The sequence below is a fragment of the Siminovitchia terrae genome (genome assembly GCF_003605405.2).
Classification (GTDB): domain Bacteria; phylum Bacillota; class Bacilli; order Bacillales; family Bacillaceae_C; genus Siminovitchia; species Siminovitchia terrae.
Genome location: NZ_QYTW02000037.1, coordinates 1 through 21,499, shown reverse-complemented (window position 1 = coordinate 21,499; position 21,499 = coordinate 1). Strand labels below are relative to the sequence as shown.

General features: G+C 42.8%; 24 protein-coding genes. All 24 read left to right on the top strand.

Features of this window, described 5'->3' with window-relative positions; genetic code table 11:
* The first annotated feature begins 200 nt into the window (after nucleotides 1-200).
* Nucleotides 201-383 carry a hypothetical protein gene (locus tag D5F11_RS23450; protein WP_120119133.1) on the top strand — a complete coding sequence of 61 codons (183 nt, stop codon included), beginning with the start codon at nucleotides 201-203 and terminating at the stop codon, nucleotides 381-383.
* A gap of 173 nt (nucleotides 384-556) precedes the next feature.
* Nucleotides 557-1,549, top strand: a complete 993-nt coding sequence (locus tag D5F11_RS23445; RefSeq protein WP_120119134.1) for a TauD/TfdA family dioxygenase — start codon at nucleotides 557-559, stop codon at nucleotides 1,547-1,549.
* Between the two features lie 113 nt (nucleotides 1,550-1,662).
* Complete coding sequence (kynB, locus tag D5F11_RS23440) at nucleotides 1,663-2,295, top strand: arylformamidase (RefSeq protein WP_120119135.1); 633 nt, start codon at nucleotides 1,663-1,665, stop codon at nucleotides 2,293-2,295.
* Between the two features lie 235 nt (nucleotides 2,296-2,530).
* Nucleotides 2,531-2,791, top strand: a complete 261-nt coding sequence (locus tag D5F11_RS23435; RefSeq protein ID WP_221768462.1) for a hypothetical protein — start codon at nucleotides 2,531-2,533, stop codon at nucleotides 2,789-2,791.
* Entirely contained in the window at nucleotides 2,781-4,001 is a 1,221-nt protein-coding gene (locus tag D5F11_RS23430; RefSeq protein ID WP_245998305.1) for an MFS transporter, read from the top strand. Before D5F11_RS23435 ends, D5F11_RS23430 begins: the two co-directional genes overlap by 11 nt.
* Before the next feature lie 212 nt (nucleotides 4,002-4,213).
* Entirely contained in the window at nucleotides 4,214-5,002 is a 789-nt protein-coding gene (locus D5F11_RS23425) for an IclR family transcriptional regulator (RefSeq protein WP_120119612.1), read from the top strand.
* Nucleotides 5,003-5,070: 68 nt separating this feature from the next.
* A complete protein-coding gene (locus D5F11_RS23420) occupies nucleotides 5,071-6,090 on the top strand; it encodes a TRAP transporter substrate-binding protein (RefSeq protein WP_120119613.1) in 1,020 nt (339 codons plus the stop codon).
* Between the two features lie 15 nt (nucleotides 6,091-6,105).
* Nucleotides 6,106-6,591 (top strand): TRAP transporter small permease, encoded by a 486-nt coding sequence (locus D5F11_RS23415; RefSeq protein ID WP_126646672.1) that lies wholly within the window; start codon nucleotides 6,106-6,108, stop codon nucleotides 6,589-6,591.
* Entirely contained in the window at nucleotides 6,588-7,871 is a 1,284-nt protein-coding gene (locus tag D5F11_RS23410) for a TRAP transporter large permease (protein WP_120119493.1), read from the top strand. The genes D5F11_RS23415 and D5F11_RS23410 overlap by 4 nt, the downstream gene beginning before the upstream one ends.
* 612 nt (nucleotides 7,872-8,483) lie before the next feature.
* Nucleotides 8,484-8,975: a flavin reductase family protein gene (locus D5F11_RS23405; RefSeq protein ID WP_120119492.1), complete on the top strand. Its 492-nt coding sequence runs from the start codon at nucleotides 8,484-8,486 to the stop codon at nucleotides 8,973-8,975.
* Between the two features lie 21 nt (nucleotides 8,976-8,996).
* Nucleotides 8,997-10,502, top strand: coding sequence for a 4-hydroxyphenylacetate 3-hydroxylase family protein (locus D5F11_RS23400; RefSeq protein ID WP_120119491.1), 1,506 nt, complete (start codon nucleotides 8,997-8,999; stop codon nucleotides 10,500-10,502).
* A 38-nt stretch (nucleotides 10,503-10,540) separates the two neighbouring features.
* On the top strand, nucleotides 10,541-11,068 hold the full coding sequence (locus D5F11_RS23395) for an FAD synthetase family protein (RefSeq protein WP_120119490.1): 528 nt from the start codon (nucleotides 10,541-10,543) through the stop codon (nucleotides 11,066-11,068).
* Nucleotides 11,069-11,135: 67 nt separating this feature from the next.
* Nucleotides 11,136-11,285, top strand: a complete 150-nt coding sequence (locus D5F11_RS26985; protein WP_185830879.1) for a hypothetical protein — start codon at nucleotides 11,136-11,138, stop codon at nucleotides 11,283-11,285.
* A complete protein-coding gene (locus D5F11_RS23390; protein ID WP_120119489.1) occupies nucleotides 11,269-11,925 on the top strand; it encodes a cysteine hydrolase family protein in 657 nt (218 codons plus the stop codon). Before D5F11_RS26985 ends, D5F11_RS23390 begins: the two co-directional genes overlap by 17 nt.
* Nucleotides 11,926-12,219: 294 nt before the next feature.
* Nucleotides 12,220-12,765 (top strand): 3-hydroxyanthranilate 3,4-dioxygenase, encoded by a 546-nt coding sequence (locus tag D5F11_RS23385; protein ID WP_120119488.1) that lies wholly within the window; start codon nucleotides 12,220-12,222, stop codon nucleotides 12,763-12,765.
* Nucleotides 12,762-13,772, top strand: a complete 1,011-nt coding sequence (locus D5F11_RS23380; RefSeq protein WP_120119495.1) for an amidohydrolase family protein — start codon at nucleotides 12,762-12,764, stop codon at nucleotides 13,770-13,772. The genes D5F11_RS23385 and D5F11_RS23380 overlap by 4 nt, the downstream gene beginning before the upstream one ends.
* Complete coding sequence (locus D5F11_RS23375) at nucleotides 13,769-14,266, top strand: RidA family protein (RefSeq protein WP_120119487.1); 498 nt, start codon at nucleotides 13,769-13,771, stop codon at nucleotides 14,264-14,266. Before D5F11_RS23380 ends, D5F11_RS23375 begins: the two co-directional genes overlap by 4 nt.
* Nucleotides 14,263-15,732 (top strand): aldehyde dehydrogenase, encoded by a 1,470-nt coding sequence (locus D5F11_RS23370; RefSeq protein ID WP_120119486.1) that lies wholly within the window; start codon nucleotides 14,263-14,265, stop codon nucleotides 15,730-15,732. The genes D5F11_RS23375 and D5F11_RS23370 overlap by 4 nt, the downstream gene beginning before the upstream one ends.
* Nucleotides 15,733-15,796: 64 nt before the next feature.
* Complete coding sequence (locus D5F11_RS23365; protein WP_120119485.1) at nucleotides 15,797-16,573, top strand: 2-keto-4-pentenoate hydratase; 777 nt, start codon at nucleotides 15,797-15,799, stop codon at nucleotides 16,571-16,573.
* 25 nt (nucleotides 16,574-16,598) lie between these two features.
* Nucleotides 16,599-17,474: an acetaldehyde dehydrogenase (acetylating) gene (locus D5F11_RS23360; RefSeq protein ID WP_120119484.1), complete on the top strand. Its 876-nt coding sequence runs from the start codon at nucleotides 16,599-16,601 to the stop codon at nucleotides 17,472-17,474.
* A 39-nt stretch (nucleotides 17,475-17,513) separates the two neighbouring features.
* Nucleotides 17,514-18,539 (top strand): 4-hydroxy-2-oxovalerate aldolase, encoded by a 1,026-nt coding sequence (dmpG, locus tag D5F11_RS23355; RefSeq protein WP_120119483.1) that lies wholly within the window; start codon nucleotides 17,514-17,516, stop codon nucleotides 18,537-18,539.
* Nucleotides 18,540-18,541: 2 nt separating this feature from the next.
* Nucleotides 18,542-19,333, top strand: a complete 792-nt coding sequence (locus tag D5F11_RS23350; protein WP_120119482.1) for a 2-keto-4-pentenoate hydratase — start codon at nucleotides 18,542-18,544, stop codon at nucleotides 19,331-19,333.
* 19 nt (nucleotides 19,334-19,352) lie between these two features.
* The gene (locus tag D5F11_RS23345; RefSeq protein ID WP_120119481.1) at nucleotides 19,353-19,553 is read left to right on the top strand and encodes a 4-oxalocrotonate tautomerase; all 201 of its coding nucleotides are present in this window, start codon (nucleotides 19,353-19,355) and stop codon (nucleotides 19,551-19,553) included.
* 311 nt (nucleotides 19,554-19,864) lie between these two features.
* A complete protein-coding gene (locus D5F11_RS23340; RefSeq protein ID WP_244861997.1) occupies nucleotides 19,865-21,280 on the top strand; it encodes an amino acid permease in 1,416 nt (471 codons plus the stop codon).
* The last annotated feature ends 219 nt before the right edge of the window (nucleotides 21,281-21,499 follow it).

Genomic DNA, 21,499 nt, shown 5'->3' with positions numbered 1-21,499 from the left:
TGAAAAAGAACCGCCTCAAAATCGTCTTGTTCTCCTGAAATAATTGCAGTTGTTCATTCTGTTTCGTATTTTTCTAAGTAGTGTCTCTTTTTGATTAGCCATTCGGTCAAAAAAAGCAAATTATATCAGAATTAATATAAAAATCTGATATAATAATGTGCAGTTCACTATAAACAAATTGGTCTTAGGGGGGTTATCAGATGCTTGTTCAACAAAAGAGTATCAATGATTTTCTCGAGCAAAACGAAAATGGAATTTTTAGCATGCTTAAGAAAATTGTCAACACGGACAGCTATTCTAGATTGAAAGCACTTTTCGTTGTTTTGATTCCATCAAAAAAGGAAATTCAACGTTTCTGTTTCGCAAGCTTATTGTCTATTTGATCATTGGCTGGATGGCTTCTTGGTAAACTTCACCTTAAAGTTGCTCCTTTCTTTGGGTATTTTTTTTACCCAAACTCAATTATACCAAAGGCTGGAGCCCTTTTTGTATTTATAAACTAAATTTTACTTTCATAATTCAGGTTAATATCAATTGTTTAAAGGGAGGATTCATTATGGGAATGGTTTTAAAGGAAAAGATTCAAGGGCCTTCGGCTTGGAAAGGATCGGAGTTGTCCAAAGATGATTCTTGGATCTACTATCTGTCCGAAAAAACAATTGCATCACTTGAAAATGCCCTAGAGAAGGTTCAGGGAAAAGGGTTAAAATCGCCTGATTTTACGAAAGAGGATTTTCCGATTGAAGATCTGTCTGATGAAATCGCCTACTTTGCGGAGGAGCTGGAAGACGGAAGAGGTTTCTTGCTGCTTCGCGGACTGCCGATTGACAGGTATACTGATGAAGAAGCCAGCATCATTTACTATGGACTCGGACTTCACATGGGAATCCCTGTAACACAAAATGCAAAGGGAGACCTCTTGGGGCATGTCAAAAATGTAGGGGCCTTAGATACCAAAAAAGTACGAGTTTACCAGACAAACTCACACCTTCCTTATCACTCAGATTTATCTGATGTTGTCGGGCTGTTGTCACTTCGTAAGGCGAAATCAGGTGGTTTAAGCAGCCTCGCGAGCACCGCTACCCTATATAATGAATTATTGGAAAAGCATCCGGAGTATATTGGACTTCTATACCGTCCATTCTACTTTGACCACCTAGGGGTTGAAAAATCACAGGGCTTGTCACCGCTTTTTAGTTATTACGACGGTAAATTAAGCTGTAGATATATGCGGAAGTATATCGAATCAGGACAGGAAAAACAGGGCTTTCCATTGTCGAAAGTGGAGCTGGAGGCATTTGATCTAATAGATTCCATTCTTCATGATGAAAATATCCGTATGGATATGATGCTGGAACCAGGGGATATCCAATTCGCAAACAATAACATTGTCCTCCATTCGCGGACTTTGTTTGAAGACTACGAAGAGCCTGAACGCAGGCGGCACTTATTAAGATTGTGGCTCACAATGCCAAATAGCCGGGAACTTGCTCCGGACTTCTCTACACGCAGCGGTATTGTGAAAAGTGAAGCAGCCGCTGTTAAGTAAGAGAAAATAAACCAAGGCGAGAGCACCTTTTTAAATTTCTTGAAAGGTGTTCTTCCACATGGAAGAAATAGAACATAAAGGATACATATTTTTTTAGAATGATGGTGATCGAGATGAAGAACAAACCGTGGATTGATATTTCGCAGCCCTTGACCAACGATATGGCCGTTTGGCCCGGTGATACGCCGTTTAACTTCAAACTGAGTTTCACGAAAGAGCAGACGGGGTCGGTCAACATCGGACAATTCACAACAAGTGCCCATACCGGTACGCATATTGATGCTCCATACCATTTTGACGAGAATGGAGAGAAAGTTCATGAACTGGACGTCAATATCTATGTCGGGCAAGCCAGGGTTGTCGATGTAACTGGTTGTGAGATGGTTGGCAAAGAAGAGCTGGAGCAGTTCAGCTTGGAGGGTGTAGAGCGTCTACTTCTCAAAACTTCGGATGGAAGGGATCTGGGCCGCTTTCCTGAAAAATTTACAGTTTTCCGCGAAAATATCGGCCCGTTCCTTAAAGAAAAAGGCGTTCGCCTGCTTGGAACGGACGGCCCGTCTGTTGACGCGATTGACAGCAAAACGATGGATGCCCATCATTCGCTGAATGACAACGGTGTTTATATTTTGGAGAACATCGTGCTGACCGACGTGGAACCTGGCGATTATGAATTAATTGCTTTACCTCTTGCAATTGAAGGGGCGGATGGGAGCCCGGTGAGGGCTGTGTTGAGGCCGATTGGTTGAAATTGGAGGACATTGCTTTTAGGAGCAAGTGTCCTCCTGTTTGTTTTTTGCAGGGTCTCATATTTAAAATTACCTTCGTACCATCCCAATGTTATACTTTTTCGGAAAGAGGTGGTCAGCTATTCCTGGACGCTGCTATCTAGCACTATGTGTAAAGAAAAAATTTCCTTGGATTTCACTTTATGAAACTTAGTTAGCTATTTAATGAAAAAAGTTGATAAAGTTAAATAAATTAGTGCTTCAATTTAACTTCATTCAGCAGAAATTTCCCACTTCTGTAAGTGGTGAGAAGAATACCTATTGGTATTCCATTCAGTGGAGGTTCAAACCCCGGCTGAATAAAGTCAAAGCCTCCGGCGGATACCACAGATTTTCAGAGGAAATTTATCGAGCAGAGCTCGATAAAATCTGGGCGCAAATACGCCAAGGCGCATTTGATAATTTAGTCTTGAAAAAGAATGAATTGAATGACGGAGTTGTTATACATGCATACTAGTACATTACCTTGGAAAATGCTAGGATGGCTGTTGCTTATCCAAATTCTAGTGGCTTTTGTGGGAAGAAGTCTTGCTCCATTAGGTTTAGTCATAGGTGGGGATCTGTCTTTAACGAAAGCACAAATAGGAATGCTGCCAGCAGCTTTATTCTTGGGGCAGTCATTGGTTTCAATACCTGCAGGGTTGCTGGCAGATAAAGTGGGATCAAGAAGATTGCTTATGATGTTGACCATTTGTCTGGGGGCGAGCTTTTTGCTAATGTCCTTCACCACTTCTTTCATTCCACTTCTTGTGGTTGTAGTGGCAGGAGGCATTGGCTATGGTGCATCCCACCCTGCCACAAATCGAGGAATTATGTTTTGGTTTCCGGCTGAAAAAAGAGGGACAGCTATGGGGATCAAGCAAATGGGTGTCACGTTTGGTTCTGCCATGGCTGCTTTGGTGTTATTACCAATTGCAGGCCACTGGGGATGGCGTCCGACCATTTTAATGGCAAGCACCATTTTGATAGCGGTAGGGATACTGACTTTTTTTTCATACAAAGAACCCGAAGAGAACAAAAGCACTAATTCACCAGCTAAGAAGAGCGATGCCTTGCAGAATTTTAAAAATTTGTTGAAGAATAAGCCCTTGCTATTTGTCACTTTGGGGGCACTAATTTTAAGTGGTTCGCAGATGATTTTAAACACTTATCTAGTGTTGTTTTCATATGAAAGGCTTGGCATTAGTTTATTTCTGTCAGGTACATTACTGGTGGTGTCTGAAATTGGCGGATCATTTGGCAGGATTGGCTGGGGAGTGATCAGTGACCGACTATTCAAAGGTGAAAGGATCATTGTGCTATTCATGATTTCCTTAATGGCAGCTTGTGTATCTGTTTTAGTGGCGATTCTGTCAGCGGGGACTTCTTACTGGACGATGATTCCTATTGCTTTTGTATTTGGTTTGAGTGTCTCAGGATTTAATGGGATTTGGATGAATGCAACAACAGAACTTGTTCCATCTGATCAGTCTGGACTTGCTACGGGATTCAGTATTACTGTCGGTTCATGGGGAGTAATCATAGGACCGCCCTTGTTCGGATTCATCTTGGATGTTACGGGATCCTTTAGGATTGGATGGTTTTTTGTGGCCTTTATAATGCTTGTTGTGATGGTCTTCCTGTTTAGTGCCATGGCTGTTTTGAAAAAAAGAAAACGACAAGCATAACTTTTTTTCTCCAAAAAATTATAAAAAAAAACATAAAGTTTCACTATTTTAAACTCCTTGCTTGTTATTAACCTGTTTAGTCATTATATTGATGTTTAATATTTAACATTTTCCAAATGATAGCGCTTACTAGAAAAGGGGTGACATAGAACTATATACTTTGACAGTGGATTCAATTGTTGGAATTCCTAAAAGAAAAAGGAGTGATTACTATGATTGCTTCAGTTAGAAGGGCTTGTGCTATAATAAGCTGTTTTACAAGTGATGAGCCCGTTATGGGAAATGCAGAGATAGCTGAAAAACTCGGTTTGAGCAGAAGTACTACGCACCATCTGATTACAACTCTTTGCAATGAAGGTGTATTAATGAGAGATGCCGATAGGAAATATAGATTAGGATGGAAACTGCTGGAATGGAATAATAGTGTTATGTTTCAACAGGAATTTTATAATAGAGCAATGCCCTTAGTAAAAGAGTTGACTAATAGATTTAAAGGTACAGCCCATATTGGTATGTTCGATCAAGGCGATGTCGTTTTTGTTTTAAGAATTTCTTCGGAGGATGCTGACTCAGTTCCAACCTATCTAGGGGCAAGAAAACCGGCTTATTGTACAAGTGCAGGCAAAGCTTTACTTGCTTATAATGATGCTTATCTTCATGAAACGATTGATAAAGGGCTATCACAGCAAGGCCCCAATACGATTACAGATATCAGAATACTTAAAAAAGACTTGGGGACCGTACGACAACAAGGCTATTCTGTCAGCAATAATGAGAACGATACATGCACTTATGCAATTGCTGCTCCAATTATGTCGTATTCGGGTGAAACGATCGCTTCAGTAAATTTAGTAGGACCGACAGGCTATATGAAAAGCCTTCACAGAAGGCATATTATTCAAAGTGTAGTAAACACGGCAAAGGCAATCTCTCGCGAATTGGGTTATATAGAGGTTAAAAGTTCAGACAAAGAATATTCGAATAAATTGAAATACTCTTAATATTGTCAGTTTGATTGCTGCATCAATGATTTATCTACATAAAAATACGAAATTAGGGGGACTTTGTTTTGAAGAACTACAAAATCTGTTTGCTGAGCATGTTGATTGTGGTATTGATGTTTTTAGCTGCATGCGGCAGTGATGAATCTAAGAAAGCGTCCAGCGCCAGTGGTGAAGGTGGAGAAAAAACATACAAGTTTAAGTTAGGCCATATTGCTCCGCCTGATCATATTTGGAATGAAGCAGCAGAGAAGTTGGCGGAGGAACTTGAGGAACGTTCCAATGGAAGAATGAAAATGGAACTGTATCCTGGGGGACAGCTAGGGAGCGACTCTGATATGGTTCAACAACTGGAAGCAGGCTCTTTAGACTTTGCGTTTATTACAAACGCTTTCTTAACATCTAAATCTGATGCGTTCAGCGCATGGTTTGCGCCATATCTTTTTGATTCTTATGAAGAGGCATTGGAAGCAAGTAAAAGTGATCAAGCAAAAAAAATCCTGGCTACGCTGGATGACCAAGGGTTAAAAGCATTGGATTACTTTTTCTCCGGTAACCGTACAATGATGTTCCGAGAAAAAGTGGAAACGCCAAAAGACATGGACGGCCTAGCCCTGCGCGTAACACCAAGCCCGGCATTGGAAGACTGGTATCGCTCACTTGGAATCAGCCCTGAGTCCATCTCATTGCCCGATGTCTATCAATCTGCCCAAACGGGCGTCATCGACGGAATGGATATGGATCTGGATGCAGCAATCACTTCCAATTATAACGAAGTAACGGGTTATGGGGCTCTAACCAATCATATGGTATGGCCTTCTGTCATGTTCATCAATAAAGCCCTGTATGATGGAATGTCCGATGGGGACAAGAAGATCGTTGAAGAGTCCATGGCGGCTGCGTCTGAATTCGCTACTATGAAACGATCGTCCCAAGAAGAGGAATTTATCAAAACTCTTAAGGAAAGAGGAATGGATATCTACGAAATTGATTCCGCCTTGTTCGAAAAATATACTAAAGAATTCGATGAAAAATATAAGGCTAAAGATCCTTTGATTTCAGAGTTTATTGATACGTTCCGCAAATAGGGGAGGCTGCTTATTATGAAAACCTTGAGCAACTGGGTTGAAAGGATTGAAAAAACCGCCTCAATTTTATTGATGGCTGCTATCACTCTAGTGTTGTTTATTGCTGTTGTTTACCGATATTTTTTAAGCGCCCCCCTCTTCTGGGCGAATGAAGCGGCTATTTTTATGATGACTTGGCTGACTTTTCTAGGAGGAAGTTTGGGACTTAAATATAAGTCCCAAGCCTCTATTACTTTCTTGGTTGACCGTTTTTCTGTAAAAGGTAAAAGAATTCTCTTGATTATCACCCATATCATTATTTTGGCCGCTCTTGCTTTATTACTGTATTTAAGCTATGAGTGGGTCTTAACCTTGTCACCTCAGAAGTCCAGTTCCATGCGTATTCCGATGTGGATTCCATATTTGTCTGTTCCGGTGGGATTGACTTTTGCCTTTATTCATCTATTGGATTACATGGTAGACCTAATTAAAAAAACACCGAAGAGAAGTGATGTATTATGACATTTGGCTTGATATCAACCATCATCGTTTTTATTCTGCTGTTGATTATTGGAATCCCGATTTCTCTCGTTTTGGCCATTACATCTCTTTCTTATCTATTTTTAACTGATAATCTCACATTGCTAGCGACAGTCCCTCAAAAAATGTTTTCCGGGATGGATAATTTCGGACTGCTTGCGATTCCGCTTTTTATGCTGGCTGGTGAACTGATGAACTTTGGCGGTATTACAACTCGGCTCATACAATTTGCGAAAGTGTTGATTGGTCATTTTAAAGGCGGTTTAGCCTATGTTTCTATCATAGCGAATATGTTTCTTGCTTCTATACTTGGGTCAGCAAATGCACAAGCAGCGATGATGAGTAAAGTAATGGTGCCTGAAATGGAAAAAGAAGGATACTCACGTGAATTTTCTTCGGCTCTGACATTGGCTTCATCTGTGGTGGCTCCAGTTATTCCACCCAGTATGTTGTTTATCATATATGGAACCCTGACAGGTGCTTCTATCGGTGATCTGTTTATAGCGGGGATCATTCCAGGGAGTTTGTTGGGGATTGGGTTTATCATCGTCATTGGCATCATGAATGTCAAAGAGAATTTTCCCAGAAGCGAACGCGGAACACTAAAGGAAATTTTCAAAAGCTTTTTGAATGTTTTGCCAGCGTTGCTAATCCCTTTCATTATTATATATGGTATATTAAGTGGAATTTTCACACCGACTGAATCCGCTGCTGTTGCCTGTATTATAGCTGTCATTATCGGCTTTTCCTATAAGCAGCTAAAAGCAAAGTATCTTCCGGAGATTTTGCTGAATACAGTTGTCAATACGGCGACGATTACATTTTTGATTGTGACGGCCAATTTGTTCGGGTATATCATCGCTTATGAGAGAATCCCTCAATTAATGGCCGAATCCATGTTAAGCATTTCAGAAAATCCACTTGTGTTTCTTTTATTGGTCAACATTTTATTGCTTTTGTTGGGAACTGTATTGGATGGAATTGCAGCTCTAATCATTCTCGTTCCTGTTTTGGCGCCACTTCTCGTAACCTATCAAATCGATCCTGTCCATTTCGGCGTTATCGTTACGATTAACTTAACCATCGGTTTATTAACTCCGCCGGTGGGTACAGGTTTATTTATTGTTTCTTCTGTCGCAAAAGTCAAAATAGAATCTCTTGTAAAAGCCATTATGCCATTCCTGATTACAACTGTAATTATATTGATGATTATCACATATTGGGAAAGTGCTGTATTATGGCTTCCTGGTCTTTACAAGTAAAAATATCTTACATATATTTTTTTAGTGATCCGTCAGGGGCACTTTTTTAAAGTCTTGGAAATTATAAAAATCTATACTTGTGTATAACTTGTTTATCAGATTGTGCAGCATCCAGCTCCAGCGCCTATCGACTAGCAGACTTCGCGCCTCCTCCTACGATAAGTCAACATCGGCTCCGACGTACAGGAAGTGCTAGTGCAAGCGAAGCGACAGGATGTCGCGATTGAGCCTGCCGACGGACAGGACGTCCTAGTGCCACCGAAGCCACAGGATGTGGGGGTCTGAGGCGGCCTTCGTCGCCGTGTTTCCTTTATCTAGTTGGAGTCACTCTTGTCTAGCTCCAACGCCTAGCCCCTCGAGGTCATAAGCCAATTCCCTGTGGTGGCTGAAATACTGCCTCCTCGGGAATCGTCTTATGCTTGTCGGGGCTGACCAAGGCGTTTCCGCATTTCAGCTCAGTCTGTACGTCGATGAACAGGCGCTTGCGCTTTTGTTCTGAGTGGATTTGAAAAAAATTTTGATGATTTCATCATGAGGAATCCTGAGATTGAGCGTTGTTAGCGTTTTCAATATAGTGATATTACAAACGCCGAGATTGGAGGAAGTAAGCACATGGATGTTAGAGAGTTAAGAAATTCCTTTGGCTGTTTTGCAACCGGTGTCACAGTGGTCACATGGGTGAATGATGAAGGTCAAAGAAGAGGGATTACTGTTAATTCCTTTACTTCAGTATCTTTGGACCCGGCACTTTTGCTCGTTTCAATTGATAAAAGGACAAAAGCTTTTGAAGAATTAAGGAACAGGCCATTTGTAATCAACGTTTTATCTGCGGATCAGTCAGCCTATGCTATGCAATTTGCAGGGCGCCCTCAAGAAGATTTAGTTGTGGAATGGGAAGAAAGTACAAGAGGTCCCAGACTAAAAGGGGCCTCGGCTCATTTTGAATGTTCTCCTTGGGCGGAATATGAAGGTGGGGACCATCTGTTGTTTGTAGGTAAGATTGAGGGTTTTTCCCACAGTGACCGTGAAGGGCTCATTTTTTACAGAGGTAGGTTTTTCGAAACGGAATATAAAGCTATTTTAGCAGGAAATAAATCTTTTTAATAACAAATGGAGGGAAAGAAAATGGGGATTAGAACAGGAGCAGATTACATTAAAGGAGTTAAATCAAGGCAACCGGAGGTATGGCTTCGTGGCGAAAGAATAACAGATGTATATAATCATCCGGTTTTCACGCAGCCGATTAAAGAGTTGGCCAGGCTATATGATATGCAGCATGACCCTGAGTACCAGGAAGAAATTACTCATATTTGTGAGGAGACAGGAGAAAGAGTCAATAATTCGTTTTTGATTCCAAGGGACGGAGAGGATCTGCAGAAGCGCAGACGCGTATTCGAAATATGGGCTGAAGCTACTTTTGGGTTGATGGGGAGAACTCCGGATTTCTTGAATGTAGTCCTCACTTCCTTTGCGACAAATGACTGGTTCTTCAGGGAGTATGGGGAAGACCGCTTCGGCGAGAATATCATTAATTATTACAGATACGTAAGGGATAACGATCTATTTCTCACACATGCGATTGTGAATCCGCAAAATGACCGAAGTAAATCTTCGCATGAACAAGAATCAGAATACTCTCACCTGGGGGTGGTAAGAGAAGCGGAAGATGGATTAATTGTCCGCGGTTCTAAAATGCTGGCAACGCTTGCGCCTATTACAGATGAAGTGATTATTTATTCTTATCCAAGCTTTAAGCCAGGTGATGAAAAGTTTGCCCTTTCGTTTGCTCTGCCAATCGACACACCTGGTTTGAAAATCTACTGCCGTGAAGAAACCCAGGATGGAAAACGCTCAACGTGGGATCACCCACTTGCTTCAAGGTTTGAAGAAATGGATGCGGTATTAGTTTTTGATGATGTGCTAGTTCCTTGGGATCGTGTATTTATCAATCAAAATGTAGAGGCCGGGAACTTATTGTATCCGAAAACGGGCGCCAATTTACAGCCTTCTCATCAGTCGGCTGTAAGGGGATTGGCAAAAATCTCTTTTGTAACTGATGTGACGTGTGCCATAGCAGATTCCATTGGGGTGGATGGGTTCCTGAACGTTCAAAATCAATTGTCTGAACTGATTCAAGGCGTGGAAACCATTAGATCATTGGTGCGCACTGCTGAACGGGAATTTACTATCACGGAACAAGGAGAAGCAATTCCAAATATTGTACCGCTGGAAACTGTTCGTGGCTTACTGCCTAATATGTATCCGAGAGCAATAGAGATTCTCCAGACAATCGCAGCGGGCGGCCTCTTGATGTCACCGACAGGAGCAGATTTTAATAATCCGGAAATAGCTGATGATATGAATAAGTATTATGCTGGCCGTTCAGGTATCTCATCTGAAAAGAGAGTGCGTTTGTTCAAGCTTGCCTGGGATCTGAGCGGAGAGGCGTTTGGTCAAAGGCTGTTACAATATGAGCGCTATTATTCAGGAGATCCTGTTCGCAAAATGGGAATGTTCTACAATGTGCATAAGAGAAACAATCCTTCTTATTCCCGTGTGGATCGTGCATTGGAGGAGTCGCTGTTAATGTCTGAGGAATATCAAAGCAGTGTCGAAGAAGTAATTAAGTAGCTTTGCAATTTCATATTCGATGAAAAGAGGGAGAGCAGTTGCGAGTTCACGAGCCTGAAAGTCTTATACTATCCGGGTCGGTTGTTGCTATCGGAGCTTTTGATGGGGTGCATTGCGGACATCAAACCGTCATTCGTGAAATGGTAAAGAACAGCCATTCCAAGCGAGTATCGAGTGTAGTGTATACATTTGATCCGCCTCCCCGAGCGTACTTTCAGGGGGCTCAGATACTGACAAACCCGAATGAAAAGCTAAAGCTTTTGAAGGATTTAGGTGTAGACCATGTCGTGCTTGCAAAATTTGATGAACACTATTTGCAACGGACGCCGGATGATTTTATTAATGAGTTATCTATGATGAATCCAAGGTCAATTACTGTTGGAGATGATTTTAGGTTTGGACATAAGCGTGGTGGGGATGTTTCCCTTTTAAAGAAACATTTCCTCGTCAACCCGATTCGTCCTATCTGTTGTGCAAATGGGGAGCGCATTTCTTCCACTAGGATAAGAGAGTTGATTTTACAGGGGAAGCAGGATCAGGCCTTGCCGTTGCTGGGGTGGGGGTAGTGATGAGGTAAGTTAACTTCATTCAGCGGAAGTCTCCCACATCTGTAAATGGTGAGATGAAAGCCTATTGGTCAAACCCCAGCTAAATAAAGTTAAGGCCTCCGGCGGATGCCACAGATTTTCAGAGGAATTTATCGAGCGGAGCTCGATAAAATTTGGGCGCAAATACGCCAAGGCGCATTTGATAAGGAGGGATAAGTATGGGGTTACAAATTAATCATATCGATCCGAAAAAAACAGCTTTATTGGTAATAGACATGCAAAATGATTTCGTCGCATCAGGAGCACCGCTGGAGACTGCGATGGGACAAAAGATGCTACCGAGACTCAAAGATGTTCTGGAGTTTTCAAGGACAAAAGGAATTTCGGTGATCTATACAGCCCATGTCCACCGCGAAGACGGATCCGATATGGGATTGTACGAAGAGATTTATCCGTCTGTTGCTGATAGAGCCTGCTTAATTGATGGCACACTGGGTACAGAGATATATCCTGAAGTCGCTCCTTTGGAAAATGAGATTGTGATTAAAAAGCATCGATACAGTCCCTTTTTTGGTACTAACTTGGATATGATCCTGCGGAATCAGGGGATTGAGAATGTGGCGATTGTAGGACTGACAACAGAAGATTGTTGTTTTGCGGCAGCGCGGGATGCGATGTATAGAGGATATAAGGTCGCTTTTCTATCAGATGTGACAGGTACCTATGATTATGGGGACATTGGCTTCGGAAAGGTTCCAGCGGAGGAAGTTCACCGTGTATGTTTAACGATTTTGGGAGGATCTACTGCTCACGTGATGAAAGCGGAAGACTTTATGCAGAAGGTTGAAGGTACGGAGGAGGTTGAGCAGGTGTAGGCTTGATTTGAGATAACTAACCCAAAAGTGCTGCTTGGCTTGTAGAGAAAAATAGTTTTTTCTCTACAAGCTTTTTATGTGCGCATTTGCTAATTACCCAAAAATACATTAAGGAAAAAATTTAAAGAAATATTGGTATATTTCATATGATGAAATAATGCCGCCGTATAAATAATGCCCTTTCATTATACTAATCTTAAATATAAAACTCCTAAGCTAGAAAGCGTGCCCCGCTGAAAACTCGCCGATGAATGCGCTTTATTTAGGGAGAATTTAGAATGGAGGGTATTGATTATGTCAAAAGACACAATCAGAACGTTTAAAGCATTTAGCCTAAAGGGATGGATTGAGGAAAACAAAGATCAGTTGAAGCCGCCGGTGAACAATAAAGCTTTATGGCAAGACTCTGATTTCATTTACATGATGGTAGGTGGGCCTAACAAACGCCGCGATTTCCACGTTAGCCCAGCCGAAGAGTTTTTTTATCAGGTCGAAGGAGACTGTTATGTTGAAATCATTAATGACGAGGGGAAGCGGGAAGTGGTCACAGTCAAAGAAGGAGAAGTGTTCTTACTTCCGGCCAACGTACCGCATTCACCTCATCGTGTTGCTGACACGTACGGGCTTGTAATTGAGAAAAAGCGTGGACCCGGGCAATTAGAGGATATGGTTTGGTTCTGTGACAAGTGCGATCATGAATTGCATCGCATTACCATGCAGCTGACCAATATTGAAACTCAACTAAAAGCTGGCATTGAAGAATTTAACAGCAGCGAGGATCTTCGCATGTGTGACAATTGCGGCCATGCTATGCCTGAGGAAGTAGGCTTGTGGAAATGAGAGTAGATTTCCACACACATATTATTCCAGAAGACATTCCGAATTTTGTCGAAAAGTATGGGGGTGGTCGCTGGCCCGTATTGGAGAAAACTTGTTCGTGCGGGGCCAATATTATGGTTTCCGGCAGGAATTTCCGTGAGGTTACTGATCAGGTATGGAGTCCACAAAAGCGAATTGAAGACATGGATAAAGAAGGCGTCGACATTCAGGTATTGTCTCCGATCCCGGTCACTTTTTCTTACTGGGCGGATTCGGCTCAAGCCGAGGATTTTTCCAAGATACAAAATGATTTTATCGCCGAAACGGTAAAAGATCATCCGGATCGCTTCATCGGTCTTGGAACCGTTCCCATGCAGGATGCGAATACGGCTATACGTGAAATGAAACGCTGTATCTTTGAACTTGGTCTAAAGGGAATAGAAATTGGCACAAACGTTAATGGCCAAAACTTGGATGATCCATCTTTTGCCGATTTTTTTGAGATGGCAGAAAAGTGGAACGTCCCACTCTTTGTTCATCCCTGGGAGACCCTTGGAAGGGAACGTTTTCCGCGTCATAACTTCATGTATACAGTCGGAATGCCGAGTGAGACGGCTTTGGCGGCATCCAGCCTGATCAACGGAGCTGTTATGGAGAAACATCCGAACCTGAAAGTCTGCTTTGCACATGGCGGAGGATCGTTCCCTTATATTCTGCCTCGTCTGGATCAAGGCTGGAGTGTCTGGCCGGACATCCGAAAAATCGAGAAGCCGCCGAGCTTTTATGCTAAAAAATTCTACTTTGATTCATTGAACTATGACCCAATGAATCTGGAATATTTAGTTGACCGCTTCGGCCATGAGAGAATTGTCATGGGCTCCGATTATCCTTTCTTGCTACGGGAGATTCCACCGGGGAAGGTGATTGATGACACTTCCGGGCTAACGGAAGAACAAAAGAAAGCCATTCTTGGTGAAAACGCACTAGCTTTCTTAAATATCAATGTAAAGGAAGAATTGTTAAAATGACGAATCCAAAAGCAAATGTTGCAGATATAGCTGAAACTCCTGAAAAAAGATTGGAACAGCTCGGACTGGAGCTTCCACCTCTAAGGCCAGCTGTCGGCTCTTATGTCAGTTGCGTACGGACAGGAAATCTTTTGTTTACCGCAGGGCAGGGAGTGGATGAGTACCATGGAAAGCTAGGCAGAGATTTGACAACAGATGAAGGATATAAGGCGGCCCAGCAGTCAATGCTCAATTTGCTCAGCGTAGTCAAGAATGAATTAGGTGATTTAAGCAAGGTGAAACGGATTGTAAAAGTGTTGGGCATGGTGAACAGTACGGAAGACTTCACAGAGCAGCCGGTTGTCATGAACGGAGCATCTGATCTCCTTGGAAAAGTTTTCGGTGAGAAAGGTAAACATGGCCGGTCTGCTGTTGGGATGGCGCAACTACCTAACAATACAGCAATTGAAATTGAAATGATTCTTGAAGTGGAGGACGAGGAGGAATCAAAGTGACGAAACAGAAAATATTGGAAAAAGCAAGAATACAAGATGCTAAGCTTTTTATAGATGGCCAATATGTAGATGCCCATTCTGGAGTCACGTTCGATTCCCTTAATCCGGCAAACAACCAAAGACTAGCTTCTGTAGCAAGTGCAGATGAAATTGATACGAAACGCGCCATCGATGTCGCTCAGCGCACCTTCACCAGCGGTGTATGGAGCGGCATGCCGGTTGAAGAGCGATCCCGTATTTTATGCAAAATGTCTGACCTTATTTTAGAAAAAGTAGATGAGCTCAGCTTTGTGGAAACGTTGGATGTTGGGAAGCCGATCAAAGAAAGCCGGGATTTTGACATTCCGCGTGCAGCAGCAAACTTCCGTTTTTTTGCTGAAATGGCTAAGTATATGGCCCATGAACACTATGATATGAGCAACCATATGTCCTATACCCAATATGCTCCAGCGGGGGTCACCAGTCTGATTATTCCTTGGAATCTACCGTTTATGCAAATGACTTGGAAAGCATCGGCTGCCCTAGCGGCGGGAAACACTATTGTTGTTAAACCGGCCTCTTATACACCTCTAAGTGCTGTCATGCTTGGGGAAATTGCCAATGAAGCTGGATTGCCCGCGGGTGTGCTGAACATCGTAACCGGCCCGGGCAGTACGGTAGGTAAGGTGATGGCTACCGAACCGTCTGTGCGCCGTATATCTTTTGTCGGCGAATCAGAAACCGGTAAGACGGTCATGGCTAATGCGTCGAAGAGCCTCATTCCTGTTTCACTGGAACTAGGCGGAAAGTCAGCTAATATCGTTTTTGAAGATGCAGATTTAGATGAAGCAGTAGCCGGTTCGATCGAAGCGATATTCCGTAACCAGGGAGAAATCTGCTTAGCAGGATCTAGAATTCTAGTGCAAGAAAGCGTTTATGACCAATTTCTGGACAAATTTGTAGAAGCAGTCCGCGATATTGAGGTGGGAGATCCATTGGATGAGTCTACTGATATGGGTGCTCTTGTCTCCCAAAGCCATTTGGAGACGGTTGACAAGTATGTGCAGATTGGGCTTGAAGAGGGGGCCAAACTGGCGTATGGAGGTAAGAGGGTTGAAGGACTTGAAGAAGGAAACTTCTATATGCCGACTGTTTTATATGATGTGAATAACAAAATGCGAGTGGCACAGGAAGAAATCTTCGGGCCGGTCCCGGTGATTATTCCATTTAAAACCGAAGAAGAGGCTGTTGCTATTGCCAACGACTCCATCTATGGCCTGGCTGGTGTGGTCTGGACAAACGATTTGAGAAGAGCTCAGCGAGTCTCGTCTGCTATCAATTCTGGGCTATTGTGGGTCAATTGCTGGTATGTCCGTGATCTGCGCACACCGTTTGGAGGCTCCAAAGCCAGTGGCATCGGAAGAGAGGGCGGAAGACACAGCTTTGATTTCTATACTGAGGCTAAAACAATCACAGTTAAAAAATGACAAGACAAAAGAAAGGTGATCCCATCACCTTTCCTTTGTTTTACTTACTTGTGGAGGGGAAAAATTGACTACATTAGCGGATTATGCCAAAGAGCTGTTAAATGCTGAAGAAACCCGAAAAGAAGTGTCTCCTTTGACAGAACGTGACCCGTCACTAACGATAAAAGACGCCTATCAAATTCAATTGGAGACAGTCAAATTAAAAAATGAACAAGGAAGAACAGTGATCGGTAAGAAGGTAGGATTAACGAGTGTGGCCATGCAGAAGATGCTCAATGTTGAAGAACCGGATTACGGGCATCTGTTTGATGATATGCAAATTAGAAATGGCAGCATAATTGATACAGCTGACATGATAGCTCCAAAGGTAGAAGCCGAAATCGGCTTCATGTTAAGCGAGGACCTAGTCGGTCCGAACGTAACCTATTTGGATGTTTTGATGGCTACAAAATATGTTATTCCTACTTTGGAAATCATCGACAGTCGCATCGCCGATTGGAAAATTAAACTGATCGATACGGTAGCAGACAACGGATCATCAGCAAAAGTGGTGTTGGGAGACCGGCAGACTGGCTTGGAAAACACAGACCTTCGTGCAGCGGGAATGGCTCTTTATAAAAATGAGGAACTAATAGCTACCGGTTCCGGAGCAGCTGCTCTTGGACATCCGGCGGAGGCCATTGCCTGGCTGGCTAATAAATTGCATGAATTCGGCATCACTTTGAAAAAAGATGAACTAATTTTACCTGGGGCCCTCTCCGCTGCCATTGCGGTTAAGGCCGGTGATTATGTAAAAGCCGACTTCGGCTCGTTGGGGTCCGTCAGTGTGACATTTAAATAGAAGTGATATGAAAGGAGAATATTTTATGGGAAAAGTAAAGGCCGCTATTATCGGCTCGGGGAATATCGGTACAGACCTGATGTATAAGCTTGAAAACAGTGATGTAATCGAATTGACGGCTGTGATCGGCATAGAAGAGCATTCCGAAGGTTTGAAAAGAGCACAGAATAAAGGGTACCAGACATTTTTTAATGGAATCCAGGCGCTTATTGATCATCCAAACCTCGCCGATATTGTATTTGATGCTACATCAGCCAAAGCCCATCTGAACCATGCGAGAATTTTAAAAGAGATGGGGAAGAAAGTAGTAGACTTGACACCCGCAGCGGTAGGGCCATTTTTTAGCCCGGCAGTCGGCACCAAGGTTGGGGATGACCCTGCAGATAACGTCAACATGATTACTTGTGGCGGTCAGGCAACGATTCCGATGGTGAACGCAGTGAATCAGGCAGCAGATGTGGCTTATGCAGAGATTGTAGCCACTATTTCCAGTAAAAGTGCAGGACCTGGCACTCGCGCCAATATTGACGAGTTCACACTGACAACCCGACGTGGAATCGAGGAAATCGGCGGGGCGGACAAGGGAAAAGCCCTCATCATATTAAATCCTGCGGAACCACCGATTTTAATGAGAAATACGGTTTATTGCGAAGTGAAAAATATGGATGAACAAGCGATTCTTGATTCAATTCATTCCATGGCCAAAAAAGTACAGGAATACGTGCCGGGTTATCGATTAAAGCAGGAGCCTCTCATTGACGGCAATATCGTTACAATCTTCCTAGAAGTGGAAGGGGCTGGAGACTATTTTCCTTCATATGCAGGAAACCTTGATATTATGACAGCTGCTGCTGCAAGAGTAGGGGAAGATATTGCTCGCAACATGGTTGTCGTCTCTTAAGCCAGAAGTTAATAATCGAATCAGAAAGGAGTACACCTTATGAGTAAACCTGGAAAGGATATTAAAATTACAGAAGTTTGTCTACGTGACGGAAGTCACTCGGTGGCTCACCAGTTTACTGAGCAGCAAGTGCGGGATGTAACTCGGGCATTGGATGACGCAGGTATGCATTATATAGAAGTCAGCCATGGGGACGGACTTGGAGGATCTACAATCCAATACGGCCGGTCTCTTGTGAATGAACTGAAATTGATTGCAGCAGCTGTTGAGGAAGTGAAGCAATCCAAAATAGCAGTTTTGCTGCTGCCGGGCATCGGTACGGTGCATGAGCTAAAAGAAGCCAGCAAGTGCGGTGCGAAACTAGTCAGAGTGGCAACTCATGTAACGGAAGCAGATGTCTCAGCTCAGCATATTCATATGGCTCGCGAACTGGGAATGGAAGCTTTGGGCTTCTTGATGATGGCACACTCTGCACCAGTCGAAAAACTAGTGGAACAGGCAAAATTAATGGAAAGCTATGGAGCTGAAGCAGTCTATGTCACTGATTCTGCCGGAGCTTTACTTCCGCATGAAGTGCGGGAAAGAATAAGAGCCCTCCGTGAATCCCTTGATATCGAAGTCGGGTTTCATGGACATAACAACTTGTCTGTAGCAGTTGCTAATACCCTTGCTGCCATTGAGGAAGGGGCTACACGGATTGACGGCAGTGTACGCTGTCTCGGAGCAGGAGCAGGCAATACACAGACGGAAGTGCTGCTGGCGGTGATGGAGCGGATGGGGTATGATGTCGGGATTGATTTATATAAAATGATGGATTTGTCAGAAGAGGTGGTTGGACCGATTATACCTGGCTCCCAAGAAATTAAAAAAGGAAGTTTGGCCCTTGGTTATGCAGGGGTATATTCAAGTTTTTTACTTCATGCAGAGCGTGCTGGCAACAAATTCGGAATCGACCCACGTGATATTTTAATAGAGCTGGGCAAAATGAAGGTTGTCGGCGGGCAGGAAGATATGATCTTGGATGTGGCGGCCAATTTGTCTAAAAAACAAACAGTGGAGGCATGATCATGTTATTAAAAACAAATGAGGATCAAGAGATTATTAACTATCTGTTGTCTGCCGAACGTGAAGCTCGTGAAGTAGTCAAAATTACAGATACATATCCTGACTTGACGATTGAAAAAGCTTATGAGCTTCAGGATGGACTTCTTGCCCGCAGACTGAAAGACAACCAAACAAAAACAGTTGGTATTAAACTAGGATTGACAAGCAAGGCTAAGCAGGAAATGATGGGAGTCAATGAAGCTATTTATGGCTACCTGCATGCGGATATGCTGGCATACGAATGGGAGCCGATGAAAAGGTCGGAGCTTATCCATCCGAAAGCTGAACCTGAAATCGCCTTTTTTTTGGAAAAGGATTTGGAAGGAGAAAATGTAACGGAAGAAGATGTTATGGAAGCTACCAAGTATGTAGCTCCTGCATTGGAAGTAATCGACAGCCGTTATAAGGATTTCCGATTCACATTGACAGATGTTGTTGCGGATAATTGTTCATCTATCAAGTTTGTTGTGGGCAGCCAGTTGGTCAGTCCTCGTGAATTGGATCTGGGAAATATCGGTATGGTCATGTCCAAGAATGGAAAAGTAGAGCAGACCGGTTCAAGTGCTGCTGTTCTTGGTCATCCTGCGACAGCCATAGCATGGGCGGCCAGCCAGTTAAGCAAAAGGGGCAGAGGGTTTAAAAAGGGTGAAATTATCCTTAGCGGAGCGATGTCCGAAGCTATTTCTTTTGATTCCGGAGATACGATCGTAGCCCAGTTTCACGGCTTAGGCAGTGTCTCTTTCTACTGCCAATGAAGGTGTATGGGGGGATGTTATGCCAATCTTTCAAGTTCAAGTTTTAAAAGGCAGGAGTCGCGAACAGGTGAAGGGGTTAATTGCGGATGTAACACAAGCTGCAGTAAAAAATCTTTCAGTCAAGCCGGAGCAAGTTAGGGTGCTGGTAACGGAAATTGAACATAGTCATTGGGGGGCTGGTGGCCTCCCAATGGAAGAACTAAGGAGGCAAAAGGATTAAACTAAGTATAATAGAAAGCCTTATGGTAAGAGTCTTTTTCTGCGGATGTTCGAACGTATATTTATTTTCTGAAATAAGGTTTCCAGCAGACCATGATAAAGCAAAGCATAGAGAGGGATCAGGATGGTACGGAACAGCATATCAAGTTTCATCGTTGTCGTGGGATTGAGAAAGTCATATAAATAAAATATTTTTTCGATAATAATTATCTTGAACGGGATCAATCTGAAGGATAACAAAGATTATTTTTTAAAAAAATGAAAACGCCTTCAAAAACCGAAATGACAAAAAAGGAATTTGAGGTGAGATACTTGCAACAAAATGATCGAATTAAAGAGATTATTGAAAGAGAAAAAGGACTCAACAAAGGATTGACTACGAAACAGCTGACCATGATTGCCATTGGCGGTGCAATTGGAACAGGATTGTTTTTGGGAAGCGGACTAGCCATCAGCACAGCTGGGCCAAGTGTCATTATCAGCTATGCAATAGGTGCACTTATCGCTCTATTATTGATGGGAGCTCTTTCTGAAATGACCGTTGCGCACCCGACTTCCGGTTCATTTGGCGCCTATGCCGAGCGATATTTAAACACATGGTCAGGCTTCTCTGTCCGATATTCATATTGGTTTTGCCTTGTGTGTGCGGTAGGGACGGAAGTAACAGCGATTGCCATTTATATGAAATATTGGTTCCCAACAGTGCCTGGAATCGTGTGGATTCTTCTTTTTGCGGGCCTTCTTATTTATGTAAATGCAACGAGTGTGAACATGTTTGGGGCAGTTGAATATTGGCTGTCTCTAATCAAAATTGTAGCGATTACTGCATTTATTATCCTTGCAGTATACGTAATAGTGGGAGCAGATAGTTCTTCTGGAATTGGCGTACAAAATTATACAAACGATGGTGGTTTTTTCCCTAATGGGCTTTGGGGTATGTGGATCGCTATATTTATTTCACTTTTTAGTTACCTGAGTATTGAAATGATTGCGGTTAGTGCAGGGGAAGCGAAAGAGCCGGAAAGGGCAGTTCCCATCGCTTTAAAATCTGCCGTTGTAAGATTAATATTGTTCTATATTGTATCTTTATCACTTATGCTTATGATTGTTCCGTGGGGTGTAGCGGGTATAGAAGTAAGTCCTTTTGTAAAGGTTATGGAAATTTTAAATATTCCTGGGGCTGCAGGTATTGTGAACTTCGTTGTTCTGGTCGCAGCACTATCAGCAATGAACAGTCAGCTATATACATCCACACGCATGATGTTTTCATTATCGCGAGCCGGCTATGCACCAAAGATATTTGGAAAATTAAGTAAAAGATCTGTGCCAACATTGGCCCTAGCAACGTCCGTTATCGGTATCGCCATTGCGACCGTTTACACAGTTGTTTCGCCAGAAACAGCATTTACAACAATGATTTCTATCTCCAGCTTTGGAGCGATGTTTACTTGGTTTATGATTTTTATTACCCACCTGGCGTTCCGGAAAACTTGGAATGAAATAGGAGGTAGAAAACTACCGGTTAAAATGATCGGATATCCTTTTACATCTATTTTAGGGGCAGCTCTCGTTTTCTCTGTCGTCATTTCTACTTGGTACTCGGAAAACTTCAAAGAAACGTTAATTTATGGGATCCCATGGTTGATTTTAATTACCGCTGTATATTTCGTATGGAAAAAGATACAGCCGGATCAGGATGGGGTGGAAAGTCAGGAAGAGGCACTTTAACAACTTAGGGCAGAAGTCCCCTTCCTCAACGCAAAGCGTAGGTGGGGGATGAATGCTTGCTTTGTTGGAATTTTCGGGAACATTTGTTCCTTTTGTGTTATAATGAGACATAGGTATCCTCATTATTTACGAGTGGGAGGAAACGAAATGCTCCGTTGCATGAAAACTCTGTTTCGCGCAAGCAAGGAAACCATTGACCGACTGTTCGAGTGCAACCGC

Bases quoted from the DNA above. Each gene is read 5' to 3' on its own strand.
- D5F11_RS23385 (WP_120119488.1), top strand. From the start codon at position 12,220: ATGTCAAAAGACACAATCAGAACGTTTAAAGCATTTAGCCTAAAGGGA.
- D5F11_RS23360 (WP_120119484.1), top strand. From the start codon at position 16,599: ATGGGAAAAGTAAAGGCCGCTATTATCGGCTCGGGGAATATCGGTACA.
- D5F11_RS23400 (WP_120119491.1), top strand. From the start codon at position 8,997: ATGGGGATTAGAACAGGAGCAGATTACATTAAAGGAGTTAAATCAAGG.
- D5F11_RS23345 (WP_120119481.1), top strand. From the start codon at position 19,353: ATGCCAATCTTTCAAGTTCAAGTTTTAAAAGGCAGGAGTCGCGAACAG.
- D5F11_RS23410 (WP_120119493.1), top strand. From the start codon at position 6,588: ATGACATTTGGCTTGATATCAACCATCATCGTTTTTATTCTGCTGTTG.
- D5F11_RS23390 (WP_120119489.1), top strand. From the start codon at position 11,269: ATGGGGTTACAAATTAATCATATCGATCCGAAAAAAACAGCTTTATTG.
- kynB (WP_120119135.1), top strand. From the start codon at position 1,663: ATGAAGAACAAACCGTGGATTGATATTTCGCAGCCCTTGACCAACGAT.
- D5F11_RS23405 (WP_120119492.1), top strand. From the start codon at position 8,484: ATGGATGTTAGAGAGTTAAGAAATTCCTTTGGCTGTTTTGCAACCGGT.
- D5F11_RS23425 (WP_120119612.1), top strand. From the start codon at position 4,214: ATGATTGCTTCAGTTAGAAGGGCTTGTGCTATAATAAGCTGTTTTACA.
- D5F11_RS23380 (WP_120119495.1), top strand. From the start codon at position 12,762: ATGAGAGTAGATTTCCACACACATATTATTCCAGAAGACATTCCGAAT.
- D5F11_RS23350 (WP_120119482.1), top strand. From the start codon at position 18,542: ATGTTATTAAAAACAAATGAGGATCAAGAGATTATTAACTATCTGTTG.
- D5F11_RS23445 (WP_120119134.1), top strand. From the start codon at position 557: ATGGGAATGGTTTTAAAGGAAAAGATTCAAGGGCCTTCGGCTTGGAAA.
- D5F11_RS23450 (WP_120119133.1), top strand. From the start codon at position 201: ATGCTTGTTCAACAAAAGAGTATCAATGATTTTCTCGAGCAAAACGAA.
- dmpG (WP_120119483.1), top strand. From the start codon at position 17,514: ATGAGTAAACCTGGAAAGGATATTAAAATTACAGAAGTTTGTCTACGT.
- D5F11_RS23375 (WP_120119487.1), top strand. From the start codon at position 13,769: ATGACGAATCCAAAAGCAAATGTTGCAGATATAGCTGAAACTCCTGAA.
- D5F11_RS23430 (WP_245998305.1), top strand. From the start codon at position 2,781: ATGCATACTAGTACATTACCTTGGAAAATGCTAGGATGGCTGTTGCTT.
- D5F11_RS23415 (WP_126646672.1), top strand. From the start codon at position 6,106: ATGAAAACCTTGAGCAACTGGGTTGAAAGGATTGAAAAAACCGCCTCA.